At 60.7% G+C, this 11,927-nt stretch carries 13 protein-coding genes; 8 read left to right on the top strand and 5 right to left on the bottom strand.

All coding sequences use genetic code 11. From position 1 onward, the window contains the following. Window positions 1–1,325: replicative DNA helicase (gene dnaB, locus FN369_RS05460; protein WP_142525184.1), on the top strand; the 1,325-nt coding region annotated here is incomplete at its 5' end. A 332-nt stretch (window positions 1,326–1,657) separates the two neighbouring features. Then, window positions 1,658–2,533, top strand: coding sequence for a YihY/virulence factor BrkB family protein (locus FN369_RS05465; protein WP_142525185.1), 876 nt, complete (start codon window positions 1,658–1,660; stop codon window positions 2,531–2,533). Window positions 2,534–2,576: 43 nt separating this feature from the next. Here the strand turns inward: FN369_RS05465 and FN369_RS05470 are convergent, their stop codons facing one another. After that, a complete protein-coding gene (locus FN369_RS05470) occupies window positions 2,577–3,365 on the bottom strand; it encodes a thiazole synthase (protein ID WP_142525186.1) in 789 nt (262 codons plus the stop codon). Between the two features lie 169 nt (window positions 3,366–3,534). Beyond that, window positions 3,535–4,395: a menaquinone biosynthesis family protein gene (locus FN369_RS05475; protein WP_142525187.1), complete on the bottom strand. Its 861-nt coding sequence runs from the start codon at window positions 4,393–4,395 to the stop codon at window positions 3,535–3,537. Between the two features lie 168 nt (window positions 4,396–4,563). Between FN369_RS05475 and FN369_RS05480 the strand changes: the two genes are divergently transcribed. Next, window positions 4,564–5,544, top strand: a complete 981-nt coding sequence (locus tag FN369_RS05480; RefSeq protein ID WP_142525188.1) for a histone deacetylase family protein — start codon at window positions 4,564–4,566, stop codon at window positions 5,542–5,544. 152 nt (window positions 5,545–5,696) lie between these two features. Here FN369_RS05480 and FN369_RS05485 read toward each other — a convergent pair whose 3' ends face one another. Genes FN369_RS05485 through nadC form a run of 3 tightly spaced genes read right to left on the bottom strand, consistent with a single transcriptional unit; the run spans window position 5,697 to window position 8,072 of the window. After that, window positions 5,697–6,245 (bottom strand): cytochrome C, encoded by a 549-nt coding sequence (locus FN369_RS05485; protein WP_246189571.1) that lies wholly within the window; start codon window positions 6,243–6,245, stop codon window positions 5,697–5,699. After that, complete coding sequence (thrB, locus tag FN369_RS05490) at window positions 6,235–7,176, bottom strand: homoserine kinase (protein ID WP_142525189.1); 942 nt, start codon at window positions 7,174–7,176, stop codon at window positions 6,235–6,237. The genes FN369_RS05485 and thrB overlap by 11 nt, the downstream gene beginning before the upstream one ends. A gap of 29 nt (window positions 7,177–7,205) precedes the next feature. Continuing rightward, window positions 7,206–8,072 (bottom strand): carboxylating nicotinate-nucleotide diphosphorylase, encoded by an 867-nt coding sequence (gene nadC, locus FN369_RS05495; RefSeq protein ID WP_142525190.1) that lies wholly within the window; start codon window positions 8,070–8,072, stop codon window positions 7,206–7,208. Between the two features lie 163 nt (window positions 8,073–8,235). Between nadC and FN369_RS05500 the strand changes: the two genes are divergently transcribed. The 5 genes from FN369_RS05500 to FN369_RS05520 all read left to right on the top strand — a co-directional run bounded on the left by FN369_RS05500 (window position 8,236) and on the right by FN369_RS05520 (window position 11,741). Then, the gene (locus tag FN369_RS05500; RefSeq protein WP_178087697.1) at window positions 8,236–9,123 is read left to right on the top strand and encodes a DUF4388 domain-containing protein; all 888 of its coding nucleotides are present in this window, start codon (window positions 8,236–8,238) and stop codon (window positions 9,121–9,123) included. Further along, window positions 9,116–9,625 carry a GTP-binding protein gene (locus FN369_RS05505; RefSeq protein WP_142525192.1) on the top strand — a complete coding sequence of 170 codons (510 nt, stop codon included), beginning with the start codon at window positions 9,116–9,118 and terminating at the stop codon, window positions 9,623–9,625. Before FN369_RS05500 ends, FN369_RS05505 begins: the two co-directional genes overlap by 8 nt. A 140-nt stretch (window positions 9,626–9,765) precedes the next feature. Next, the gene (locus FN369_RS05510; protein ID WP_142525193.1) at window positions 9,766–10,137 is read left to right on the top strand and encodes a roadblock/LC7 domain-containing protein; all 372 of its coding nucleotides are present in this window, start codon (window positions 9,766–9,768) and stop codon (window positions 10,135–10,137) included. Window positions 10,138–10,201: 64 nt separating this feature from the next. Then, window positions 10,202–10,804: a protoglobin domain-containing protein gene (locus FN369_RS05515; protein ID WP_246189572.1), complete on the top strand. Its 603-nt coding sequence runs from the start codon at window positions 10,202–10,204 to the stop codon at window positions 10,802–10,804. A gap of 94 nt (window positions 10,805–10,898) precedes the next feature. Then, entirely contained in the window at window positions 10,899–11,741 is an 843-nt protein-coding gene (locus FN369_RS05520) for a F0F1 ATP synthase subunit A (protein ID WP_142525194.1), read from the top strand. Window positions 11,742–11,927 lie beyond the last annotated feature (186 nt).

Raw genomic sequence — 11,927 nt, forward strand, 5'->3', positions numbered from 1 at the left:
GAGCCGTTCTCGGCTCGCTCCTACTCCATCCCGAGCTCGTGCTCAACCAAGTCTTTGAATGCCTTGCCTCCGAGGACTTCTTTGTTCCAGCTCACCGGATCCTCTTCGACCTCATCCGAACGATGGATGCCCGCCGTCAAGCGATCGATGTTCTCACGGTCCACCAGAGCCTTGTCGATAGCAAGCTTGCCGCCGAGGTCGGCAGTCCCGCCATCCTCGCCGAGTTGACCGCTTCCTTTTCCAGCCATCTCAACATTGGCACCTACCTGCAGCTGGTCAAAGACAAAAGCCTTCTTCGCCATCTCTATCGAGCCTGTAGCAACATCGTTCAGCACATCGTCGACGAACCGCAGTCGACCTCCGCCGTGCTCGACCATGCCGAGCGAGAGATCTTCCAGGTTACCAACCTCTCCTTGACCCGATCGAGCGTGCCCGTCTCCGTGGAGCTTCGACGGGCCCTCGAGCTGATCGATTCTTTCCACCGGCGAAAGGGGAAGCTTTTCGGCATTCCCACCGGATTTTATGAGCTCGATGCCCTGACGACGGGGTGGCAGAAGGGGGATATGATCGTCCTCGCCGCGCGACCGGGTGTCGGAAAGACGGCCCTGGGACTCACCCTCGCACGCCAGGCGATTCGGCAACGATACGATGTCGAAAAGGATGCTTGGGTGCAGCCGGGCCACCCGGTCGGATTTTTTTCTCTCGAGATGACGAATGCCCAGATCATGCTCCGCTTGCTCGCTTCCGTAGCCAGTGAGAGTCTTCACAAGATTCGACGTGGCGAGCTCGATGATTCGGCGCTCGAAAAACTGCGGCGCATCTCGGCCGACGCGCAGGAATGGCCTCTCTATCTGGACGATTCGAGTGGGCTTACGATTCACCAGCTCCGCGCCAAGGCGCGCCGAATGAAGGATCAATACGAAATCGACATGCTGATCGTCGACTACCTCCAGCTTCTTCGATCCGACTCCCCGCAGGCTCGTGACAACCGCCAAGTCGAGATTGCGGAAATCTCACGCGGCCTGAAGGGGCTCGCCAAAGAGCTCGACATCCCGGTGATCGTCTTGGCCCAGCTCAATCGGCGCGTCGAAGAGGGAAAAGCCGAACCCGCCCTCCACCATCTCCGCGAATCGGGTGCGATCGAGCAAGATGCCGATGTGGTCCTATTGCTCCATCGCCTCGACTCGGAAGAGGAAGCCCCGCCGACGGAGATCCCCTATTCGCTCCATGTGGCAAAGCAGCGGAATGGACCGACCGACAAGATCCCAATTCGTTTTAACGCGCTTTACACCCGTTTCGAGGATCCGGTGCGGCACAACGGATAAGAGCCTTCTCTATCCTTGCAGCCGTCTCCCAGCGGAGCGGGTTTGTCTAGCAAAACTGGTGGACGCTCCGGCCGTTTGGAGGTTGGACGGATTCCCTCAATTCCCTATAAGCTGGCAGCAACGTCGAAGCGAACTGCGCACTTGCGCGCGGAGGCGCAGGAATCGGAACCATGAGGATGGAAAGCCCAGCCCAGCGAAGCAGAGGGATCTCGTTGGAAGGCGGTAACGGATGGCGGGAGAAGCCTGGCAGCTAAAAAGGGAACGCATTGCACTCCTTCTTCTTTCCGCATTCGGGAGCGCGCTCCCCTTCCGTCAGCAAGCTTCTTCGCCGCATGCGCCGCTTTTGGCTGCGCGTCTCGTTTCTCTTCGGCGACGCGTTGCGCGGCTGGCTTCGCCATAAATCTCCCAAGATGGGAGCGGCTTTAGCCTGCTACGCGATCTTCTCGATCGCGCCCATGATTCTCTTCCTCCTGACCTTTACGAGCATCCTCTTCAGCATGAAGGAGGCGCAATCCTACTTGGCCCAGGCCCTTCACGACTTGGGCGGAGCACCCATGGCCTCCGCTGTTCAGATGCTTCTCACCACCGCATGGCCTCCCCATCCTGGTACCCCGGCGGCGTTGACGGCAACCGTTTCCCTCCTATTCGGCGCATCCGGTGTCTTCGTGGAGCTACGGGACTCCCTCAACACCATATGGGGAGTCACCGAGAAGCCGCAGGGGCCTCTGCTCGCGCTGCTCTGGGATCGGGCGGTGTCGTTCGCAATGGTTGCCGTGGTAGGGCTTTTGCTCCTCGTCGCTCCGCTTGCGGTCACGACCATGGACGCCCTCTCCCAGCCTCTATCGAGCGCTTTTCCATGGTATCCAACGTTTTACAACATAGCCCGCGTGCTGACATCCTTCCTGGTCGTCGTGCTCCTCTTTGCGGTGCTCTTCCGGGTTCTGCCGCAAGGGCCCGTGACGTGGAAGGAGGCGTTTTTCGGGGGGGTCGGCACGGCCCTCCTGTTCGAAGTCGGCCGCGCCGGATTGAGCTTTTTCCTGAGCCACAGCTCGATCGCTTCCCTCTATGGAGCCGTGGGATCGCTCCTCATCCTACTCCTCTGGATCTACTATTCCGCCCAGATTTTCTTTCTCGGCGCGGAACTGACGAGGGCCTATGCGTACCGATTCGGCTCCGGCCGCGCTACGCACCGCCGCCACCCGACCTGAGAGCGGATAGTCTCTCTCCCCTTCGGATCGTCTTCGGCAGATCTTAGAGAAAGGCGGTAAGAGGGCTAGTAGGGACCGCCTGCGGTTGACGCTGCATCCGTCCCGATCGGTATGCGATCCGCCCGGCGTCTACCGCCATCCGAAATGCGCGGGCCAAGGCACAGGGATCGTCGGCGACGGCGATCGCCGTGTTGACGAGCACCGCGTCGGCACCGAGCTCCATTGCGGCCGCTGCATGGGAAGGAGCGCCGAGGCCGGCATCGACGATCACCGGGATGCCCGCCTGCTCTACGATGATTTCCAATTGGCTTCTGGTCTCCAAGCCGCGCATCGAACCGATCGGGGAGCCCAAGGGCATGACCGCTCCTACGCCGACTTCCTCCAGCCGCTTCGCTAGCACCGGATCGGCATTCATGTAGGCAAGCACGACGAATCCTTCGCGAACCAAGACCTCGGCGGCCAGAAGCGTTTCGACGGGATCGGGCAAAAGGTAACGGCTTTCCGGGTGAATTTCGAGCTTTACCCAGCGTGCCATTCCGGCGGCGACACCCAGACGAGCCAATCGCACGGCCTCTTCCGCATTCGCCGCTCCGCTCGTGTTCGGTACGATGAGATATCGATCTCGATCGAGGTAGCGGAGAATGTGTTCCTCGGGACGGACTTCCCCAATCTCGGCTCGGCGCAAGGCAACCGTGACCAGCTGGGTTCCGCTCGCCTCCAGTGCCTTGGCCATGAGGGCATGTGACCCGAATTTCCCGGTACCGATCAGCAATCGGGAGGAAAACTCCCGGTCGGCAATGTGAAGGTGTTCTTGGTCGTCCTGATGTCTCATCTCGCGTCTCGGTCGTTAGCGCGTTCCGCTATGTTCGGCGGCAGCCACCACGACTTCCCGTCTTTCTTCGATCTATAGCATATCCCGGGCAAAAACCGCAGAGGATCCCCATCCGTCGGGGAGCGGAGTCTTCATTGTTCGGAGGGGCGCAGGAATTGCCCCCCGATTTTTATTCCGGCAACCAATCGACCCCTGCGCTCGCCGGCAGCATCCCCAGCTCTCTTCCTCGACGAAGGAACTCTTCGATTGCCTTCCTGCCTTCCGCTCCGTAGTCGAACGTTCGTTCGTTTGCGTACATTCCAACGAACTCGTCCACCTTCTCCGGACTCAATCCCCGGGAAAAGCCAGCGGCGTACGCCAAAGCTTCCTCCCGGTGTTGCAACCCCCATCGGATGCTCTCTCGCAGCAGTCTTGTGCACTCCTTGGCCAGATCGATCCCCAGATCTTTTCTCACGGCGTTCCCGCCGAGCGGAAGCGGAAGACCCGTCTCGGCCTTCCACCATTCCCCGAGATCGGCGCAGAGCGTCAACCCCTCTTCCGCGTAGGTAAGCTGCCCTTCGTGAATGACTAGGCCGGTTTCCGCTCCTCCGGATCTCACCGTTTCCAGGATGCGGTCAAAGGGGCGCACGACAAGGGAAAGCTCCTCGGGGGGGACTCCAAGGTAGAGGCTCAAGGCCATTACGGCGCTCGTCTTGCGCCCGGGAATCGCAATTCGTGTGCGCACCAGCTCCTCCTTCGTCTTCCGCCGAGAGGAAACCAGCCGCGGTCCGTAACCCTCTCCCATGCTTCCGCCGCACGGCAGAAGCCAGTAGTCGTTCCGGAGAAATCCATAGGCATGGATCGACACGGCGGTCAGATCGACGGCCTTTTTCTCGGCCAATTCGTTGAGGCTCTCGATGTCGCTCACTTCCTGGCGGAATCGGAGGTCGCCGCTCGAAAGCTTGCCGGCAACCAAGGCATAAAACATGAATGCATCGTCCGCATCCGGAGAATGCCCCAGGCTAATTTCCCTCAGTCCACTCTGTAGCATCCTATCCCTATCCCAACAGAACCCTCGCCAAGTCAACCATCGGGTTGTTGCTCTCTGCGGCTCACCCGGAACAATTCTCTTGGCTCGTCGATTCCATTGAGGCAGAAAGCTAGCCAAGAGCGTCGGCTGTTTCCTTCCGTGGAGGAGCAGCGAGCGTTGGATGGAGCTATGTCGCTTCCCACCCTTCTCGTTACGCATTCCGACTTTGCGCGTCATCCCACCCCACCTGGCCATCCAGAGAGTCCTGGAAGGATCACTGCGACCCTCCCGCGCCTCCGCGCCTGCCTGCCGAAGACGATCCGTTGGCTTGAGCCCGAGATCGGTACGAGCGACCTGCTCCGTTCCGTTCATGCGGAGTCCTACATCGAGCGGATCGAGAAGCTCTCGCGCGACGGACTCGTTCTGCTTGACGAGGGGGACACCTTCGCGGGCCTTCACTCTTACGAGACCGCTCTCCTAGCCATCGGAGCGGCTGCGACGGCAATCGACCGCGTGGCTTCCGGGGAGGCGGCCAACGCCTTCGCGCTCGTCCGGCCGCCCGGCCATCACGCCCGTCCGGCAGCCGCCATGGGATTCTGCCTCTTCAACACCGTTGCGGCCGCGGCTCGCTATGCCCAAAAGAAATATGGGTACCGCCGTATCCTGATCGTGGATTGGGATCTTCACCATGGCAACGGCACGCAGGAAATCTTCGAGGAGGATCCCTCCGTCTTTTTCCTCAGTCTCCATGAGTATCCCCTCTACCCGGGCACCGGGCGCGCCTCAGAGCGAGGCAAAGGAGAGGGAGAAGGGTTTACGCTCAATCTGCCGATGAAAGCCGGCTCTGGCGACGCGGAGTACGGGGCCGTCTTCCGGGAACAGGTCGTACCCGCCGCGGATGCCTTCCGGCCCGATTTCGTGCTCGTCTCGGCGGGATTCGATGCGCATCGCGAGGATCCTTTGGGAAATCTGATGCTCAGCGAAAGAGGGTTTGCGGAAATGACGATGAGGATTCGTGAGGTCGCGGAGCGTCACTGCCGCGGCAAATTGGTCTCCGTCTTAGAGGGAGGCTACAACCTCGACGCTCTGGCTCGTTGCATCGATGCGCACCTTTGCGCCTTGGAGGCAAAAGAATCTCCTCCGGCCGGGGCTGGCCTCCGCTTGCGTTAGCCTTCCCCTACTCCGTCAAGTCGCTTTCTCCCTTTGGTCGCTCGGGTCTTTCCTCCTTGCGGCGCAACCGCAAGCGACTCCCGCGGAAAACCGACAGCGGCCTTCCCTCCGTGTCTTCTTGCGCCGCCTCGGGGGATTCGAGAGGAACCGACCTACGGAGGACCGCCGGATGACGGGGCGGGTTGCTTCCCTTTCAGCCCTTCCAGATAGAGAGTGATCGCGAGAGCGTCGGCGTGGCTCATCCGATAGGGAGGCATCGGCAGCCGCGGATACTTGCCCGCGGGCGTCATCCCGGTCTCCAGGAATTGAACCATGTCCGCTTGACTCCACCCCTCTGGAAGCCCGGCGATCGGGGGGGCCTCGCGCACGAGCGATCCCGTGCATTCCGGGCCGAGTCCTGGAACGATTCCACCTTGCAGCCATTTCTCGCGGAGCAATTCCCCTCGCTCATTCCGCGGGGTGTGGCATTCACTGCAGAGCGCCACGGCTTCCACGAGATATTTCCCATGCTGAATTCGCTCCCCGGTCCGATCCGCCGGTCCCTTTTCGACCTGATGCCCCCTTTCTGCGCTTTCGCTTTCGGTCGTCTCTTCAGGAAGGTGGGGAAGGAATTCTTCGTCCTGAGCGAGACAAACGCTCCAGCAAAGCAATGCGATCGCCATCGCCAAGAGCGACTTACGTCCGGATCCCTTAGGAAACACGATCTGTTTCTCCCTGCGCAGTGGGGCGAGAAAAGTGTCGCATCCATGCCTTGGCCCCCAGATTTTCCGCTCCCATCCGCCGGCAACTGCCTCTGAGTCCCACCTTTGCTGCAGTGCGGGCCATCGCTTCCGCGACCTCCGCTCCCCGGCCCGCCGCCAGCCCCATGAGGGTCGAGCCGGCCCCGCTGAGATAAAAACCGATGGCCCCCGCTTCGTAGGCACTCTTCCGCACGGCCTCCCATCCGACGATGCGGCGGACCCGGACGGGCTCATGCCAGCGGTCGTCGAAGAGGCCCCGCAACTCCTCGTATCGACGCAAGCAGATCGTCGCGGCGATCCGGGCCGCCCGTTGCAAGTTCCAAACCGCGTCGCGCAAGGAGACGGACTGCGGGAGGACCGCGCGAGCCCACTCGGTCTCCATTTCGATCTCCGGGACAAAAGCCACGAATTCCAGACGGCGGCCTATCGGCACCCGGGTCTGTCCGTCATCAGTGGAGATGGTAAACCCTCCCAAAAGCGCGGCCGCAACATTATCGGGATGGCCCTCGAGGCTGCTGCCAAGCGCCAGAAGCTGCCGGCGTGAAAGGGGCCTGCCGCTGATTTCGTTCAACCCCACCAAGACGCCGATTCGCACCGTGGCACTGCTACCCAAACCCCTCGCGCACGGAACTTCCCCAGAAATTCGGCAGTCGAAAGGGAAGTTCGAAAGACCCGCTGCCCGAAAAAATGCATCCGCCGCCTCTTGAACCATGGGGCTGAGGACCCCGTCGACCCCCGTGCCGACGCGTAGAGTTGTCCAGTTATATAATCGCAAAGCGGCTCCGAAGGCATCGAAGCCCGGCCCGAAATTCGTGGTCGTCGCAGGCACTCGGATACGACACTCGATGCCTTCTCGCTCTTCCTTCACGGCGCGTCGAGAAAAAGAATCCATGGTTTCCGCAACGGCTGGTGAACCGGAAACTATATCGTGACCCGTAGGGAAAAATCCATCGCCTTCGCGCTGTGGGTCAATGCGCCGACGGAGACGAAATCGACGCCGGTCTCGGCAACCGCCCGAACGTTCTCCAATGTAATCCCTCCCGAAGCCTCGAGCCTCAAGCGTCCGCCCACCAGATGTACCGCCTTGCGCAATTGTTCTACGTCCATGTTGTCCAGCAGAAGGAGATCGAGCGGAAGGGAGCGCAATTCGGCCACCTCCTCCAGGCTCTGTGCTTCGACCTCGATCCGGATCCATGGCCGCGAGCGCCGGATCCTTTCGGCACGGAGACCGAGCTCCTTTGCCCACGAACCGGGAAAAGCCGTTTTGAGGAAAGCCAAGTGATTTTCCTTCACCAAGACGTGATCCCCGAGCGAATAGCGGTGATTGGCTCCGCCGCCGCAACGGACAGCATACTTTTCCAGCGCCCGCAAGCCAGGGGTCGTCTTCCGCGTATCGAGCACGCGAACGCCGGTGCCGTCGACGATTTCCACGAATCGCCGGGTGAGCGTCGCCACTCCTGAGAGATGTTGGAGGAAATTTAGAGCAGTTCGTTCCGCGGCCAACACCCCTTCCGCCGGACCCGACACCCACAAAACCGTCGTTCCAGGCTCGACGACCTCGCCGTCCGCGCACGCCGATTCCAAACGCAGATCTTCTCGGCAAACCTCGCCGAACACAACCCGGGCGATCGGCAGCCCACAGACGATGCCCTTCTCCTTGGCCGAAATCTCGGCCCGGCAGAAGCTGCCTTTTGGGAGGAAAGACCCGGAAGTTGCATCCCCTTGGCTCAAGTCTTCTTGCAATGCCCGTCGAATGACCTCTCGAGCCGCTTCTCTCCATAGCTCCATTCTCTAAAGCTAATGAACCGGGCGAAAAGAGGAAAGCTCCTTCCCGTCGCGCTCTCCGTCTTTGCGCTTGCGAGAGGAATCGGCTCGTGTCAAAAGTGGAACTGATCAGCTGACTCGTGAAGGGTTGTGAACCTCTAGTCGATCGAGGAAGCGGGTTTGGCGATTGCCTCACGAAGCTTTCGCCGGACAACCGCTACTCCAGGAACCCAACCGGCCGTCCATGCCTCTCTCCGGCGACTTAAACGAACTTCCCTTCCCGGAGATTCTCCGCCTGCTGCGCCATCGAACCGGAGAATTGCGGATCGGGGACAAAGTGACCGGAGAGCATTTTTCTTTCCGTTTTTCCGCCGGCAAGCTTGTTTCGGCTTCAGAGGGAAACGGGGGGATTGCTGACACTCTGGCGCTGCATTCGGCGATCCAACGGCTTTCCAGTGAAGGACGGGGATCCTTCTCGTTTGAGGAGGCCGGTGTCGGCGAGCTTCTTGGCGAGCTTTCCATCCCCATCGATCAGATTCTCTTGTCCTCGCTGGCGGCCGTCCGCTCTCCGGAAGGCTATGCCCCTCATTTGCCTCATCCCGATACGCGTTTTCATACGGCAGTCCCCTCGACTCCTTGGTTGACGGAGGACCTGCTCGCGTTTTGGGTCAGTTCCGAACGGCTCCTTCTCGTGGGAACCTCTGCGAGCGAAATCGCTGCCGCCCTCGGTCTGCCGCTTCCGGAAGTTTTACTAGAGCTCTTCAAGCTGCGAGTTCTCGGAGTGATTGCCCCTCTGCCATCCCGTCCCCGAGTCCTTCCGCTGTCCGTCAACCACGCCGCCTCTCTTCCGCAGCTGCCCGCTCCCCCATCGGCGAGCACCCAGATTGCTCTTCCGGAACCGCAGCCTGAGAGCGCGCCCGAGGTTGCTCCCCCTTCTCCTCCTTCGTCGCCGGTTGCGGCTCCTTCTCCGGCAACGGCTCTCGCTCCTGTCCAGAAACCGGCCGCGCCCCGACGAGGGTTCCTGGCGCGAATCGCCGCCGGGCTCCGCGGGATCCTCGAAAAGATGTATGAATGAAACTGCAATCAAGATCCTCGTAGCCGGGCCGTCAGGCGCCGGCAAGACCACTCTCATCCAGACCCTGAGTCAGTCTCCGGTCGTAAACACCGACGTACGGTCTTCGACGGGGAACAGGTTGACTACCGTCGCGATGGATTTCGGTCAGTTGCGGCTCGACCAGTATGCGATTCACCTCTTTGGCGCTCCTGGTCAGGAGCGGTTCGATTTTACTTGGGAGATTCTGCTCGACGGTTCTCTCGGCTTGCTCCTTTTGGTCTCGGGAAAGGATGCGACCCACTTCCCGCAAGCCCGCCGCATCTACGACTACCTCCTCTCTCGGAATCCGATCCCGCTCGTTCTGGGAGTCACCCACCAGGATCATCCCAACTGCTGGGATTGCAAGGAGGTGGCTTCCTACCTCGATTTAGACCCTGCGGCAGCGGTGCCCATCGACGCTACCAAACTGGAAAGCGCGACCGAGCTCTTGGTGCGCCTGTTCGAGCTCGTGGAGCGAGCATAGACGGTTCGACTGCGGTGCTGCATTCCCACTTTTCACTTGTCAAAAGAGCGGCTTCTCTCCCAAATGAACACCCGAACGATATCGGGTTTCCCATTAGCGGAACTTGAGCGGAGAGTATCGACGAAGAGGAGGAGAACGCGATGGCTGTTGCCGATGAATTGAATACTGCTTTAGGCCGACTTCGGGCGGCTGTTCCCGAGTTGAGCGCGGCGCTGGTGGCGACGACCGATGGGCTTCCGGTCGCCCACTCCCTCAACGCCGGGGACGCGAATCGACTCGCAGCGATGGCGGCTACCGCCCTAGGTCTCGGACGGCGGATTTGCGAGACGTTCGGAGGCGGGGAATTTCGCGAAACGAGCGTTTCCGGGGATCAGGGCCAGATGTTTATCTATTCGGCTGGCTCGAAGGCCGTGCTCGGGGTCGTGGCGCGCCTGGGAGCCAACGTTGGGTTAATTCATCTGGAAGCCCGCGCCGCCGCATCGGAAGTGAGCCTGATCCTGGAGCGACGATAATCGAGGAGCCGTCCACCGGGCTCCACCGGACCGAACGGAGAAGGTGGGAAGGAGCGCTTTCTTCATGGAGGGGGTTCCGATATCAGCCAGCCTAGTCGACGTCACCGAGAAGATCTTTTCGCAGCTTCCGCCATCCACTCGTTTTTCGAGCGAGGATGAAACGCTTCTTCTTGGCTTGGCTCCGAAGCTTTTGCCATTGGAGGATGCGCTCGTCCGAGGATTTTACGACATTCTTTTCGCCCATCCGCAAACCGCCGGCGTTTTCGGATCCGGAGAGCGCTCGGAACGGGAGAACGCGCTTCGCCGCTGGTGGCGCCGCACGCTCGGGGGCCCGTTTGACGCGCAATACTGGCGGTGGCAGGCGGCCGTCGGCCTCATCCACATTCGGCGGGGCGTGACCAATCCGATGATGCTTGCCATGTGGGGCTGGGTTTTGAACGCCCTGCAAGAGGCGCTCTTCGAAAACCTGAAGCTGCCGCCGCACGAGGCGGCTCGCGCGATGGAGGCTCTCCATCGACTGGCCGCCACCGTGCAAGCGCTGACGGCGGAGAGCTACCTGCGCCACTATCTCCTCGCGCTCTCCCATTCTACGGGAGTCTCCACAGACTTGATCGACCGGCTGGTCACCGTCGAGCTCGCCTCGCTCGATCCTTCCACGCTGGGATAGAAGATCTTGAGCGCCGCAGGCGTCTTTCCGCTCGACATTTGCTTCATTTTTTTCTTTGCATCGCAAGCCATCCTCCACTACAGGAGGAGGCTCAATGTTTTTCCTAGCGGCCGCCGAATCTACCGGGCAGACGCCGATCGTGCATCCGGCGGCTCCCATCCTTTTCCATGTTGGCCCGCTGCCGATTACGGCCTCGATCGTGCAGTCCTGGGTGATCCTCTTGCTTCTCTTCCTCATCATCCGGTTGGGCGCCTCCCGGCTCCAAATGGTGCCGACCGGTCTCCAGAACGCGATCGAGGCGGCCGTAGAGGGCCTGGAGCGCCTCACCCGCGGCCTTCTCGAGCCAAAAGTCGCCGACTGGGCCTTCCCGCTTGTCGCTACCTACTTTATCTTCATCGCTACGTCGAACCTCACCGGTCTCATCCCCGGGGTCGGGACAATCGGCTATGGAGAGCCCAATCCGAACTTCCCACTTCCTTTCTCGATCCATCATCCGCACATCTCCCTCCTGCGGCCGCCGACGTCGGATGCCAACATGACCTGCGCGATGGCGGCGATCTATTTTGTTATCAGTCTCTTCTGGGCGATTCGCTACCATCGGGGGCCCTGGGGACTTCTCGTCCACATTTTCGGAGTGAAAGGCGGTATGAAGGGATGGATCCTGATCCCCCTTGCGGTCCTCTTCTTTGCGGTCGGCTTGATGGAAGCCCTTTCGATCGTCATTCGGGCGATTGCGCTGGCTATGCGACTCTACGGCAACATCTACGGCGGCGAGTCGGTCCTCGTCCTTATGACAGGGATGTTCGGAGGATTGGCGGCCGTTCCCTTCTACTTCTTCGAGTTTGCCGTGGCGCTGATTCAAGCGCTCATCTTCACTCTGCTCGCCATCGTCTTCACGGGAACCCTTTGCTCCCATTCTGAGGAGCCCCACAAGTGAGATCCTTTCTGGCCGGAATATCGGCCCGAATCCTGAACCAGAGAATAAGAGAGTAGAGCTACCTAATCTAGGAGAGTGACACGTATGATGTTCCTTGCGGAAATGAGTGGAAATATCGCTGTGGGTCTTGCGGCTACCGGTGGCGCCATCGGCGTCGGGCTTGCCGCCCTTGGCGCCGCCGGCGCC

The sequence above is a fragment of the Methylacidimicrobium cyclopophantes genome (genome assembly GCF_902143385.2).
In the GTDB taxonomy this organism is placed as follows: domain Bacteria; phylum Verrucomicrobiota; class Verrucomicrobiia; order Methylacidiphilales; family Methylacidiphilaceae; genus Methylacidimicrobium; species Methylacidimicrobium cyclopophantes.

Excerpts from the sequence above, each read along its gene's own strand:
- FN369_RS05465 (WP_142525185.1), top strand. The coding sequence starts at position 1,658 with ATGCGCCGCTTTTGGCTGCGCGTCTCGTTTCTCTTCGGCGACGCGTTG.
- FN369_RS05470 (WP_142525186.1), bottom strand. The coding sequence starts at position 3,365 with ATGAGACATCAGGACGACCAAGAACACCTTCACATTGCCGACCGGGAG.
- FN369_RS05475 (WP_142525187.1), bottom strand. The coding sequence starts at position 4,395 with ATGCTACAGAGTGGACTGAGGGAAATTAGCCTGGGGCATTCTCCGGAT.
- FN369_RS05480 (WP_142525188.1), top strand. The coding sequence starts at position 4,564 with ATGTCGCTTCCCACCCTTCTCGTTACGCATTCCGACTTTGCGCGTCAT.
- thrB (WP_142525189.1), bottom strand. The coding sequence starts at position 7,176 with ATGGATTCTTTTTCTCGACGCGCCGTGAAGGAAGAGCGAGAAGGCATC.
- nadC (WP_142525190.1), bottom strand. The coding sequence starts at position 8,072 with ATGGAGCTATGGAGAGAAGCGGCTCGAGAGGTCATTCGACGGGCATTG.
- FN369_RS05505 (WP_142525192.1), top strand. The coding sequence starts at position 9,116 with ATGAATGAAACTGCAATCAAGATCCTCGTAGCCGGGCCGTCAGGCGCC.
- FN369_RS05510 (WP_142525193.1), top strand. The coding sequence starts at position 9,766 with ATGGCTGTTGCCGATGAATTGAATACTGCTTTAGGCCGACTTCGGGCG.
- FN369_RS05515 (WP_246189572.1), top strand. The coding sequence starts at position 10,202 with ATGGAGGGGGTTCCGATATCAGCCAGCCTAGTCGACGTCACCGAGAAG.
- FN369_RS05520 (WP_142525194.1), top strand. The coding sequence starts at position 10,899 with ATGTTTTTCCTAGCGGCCGCCGAATCTACCGGGCAGACGCCGATCGTG.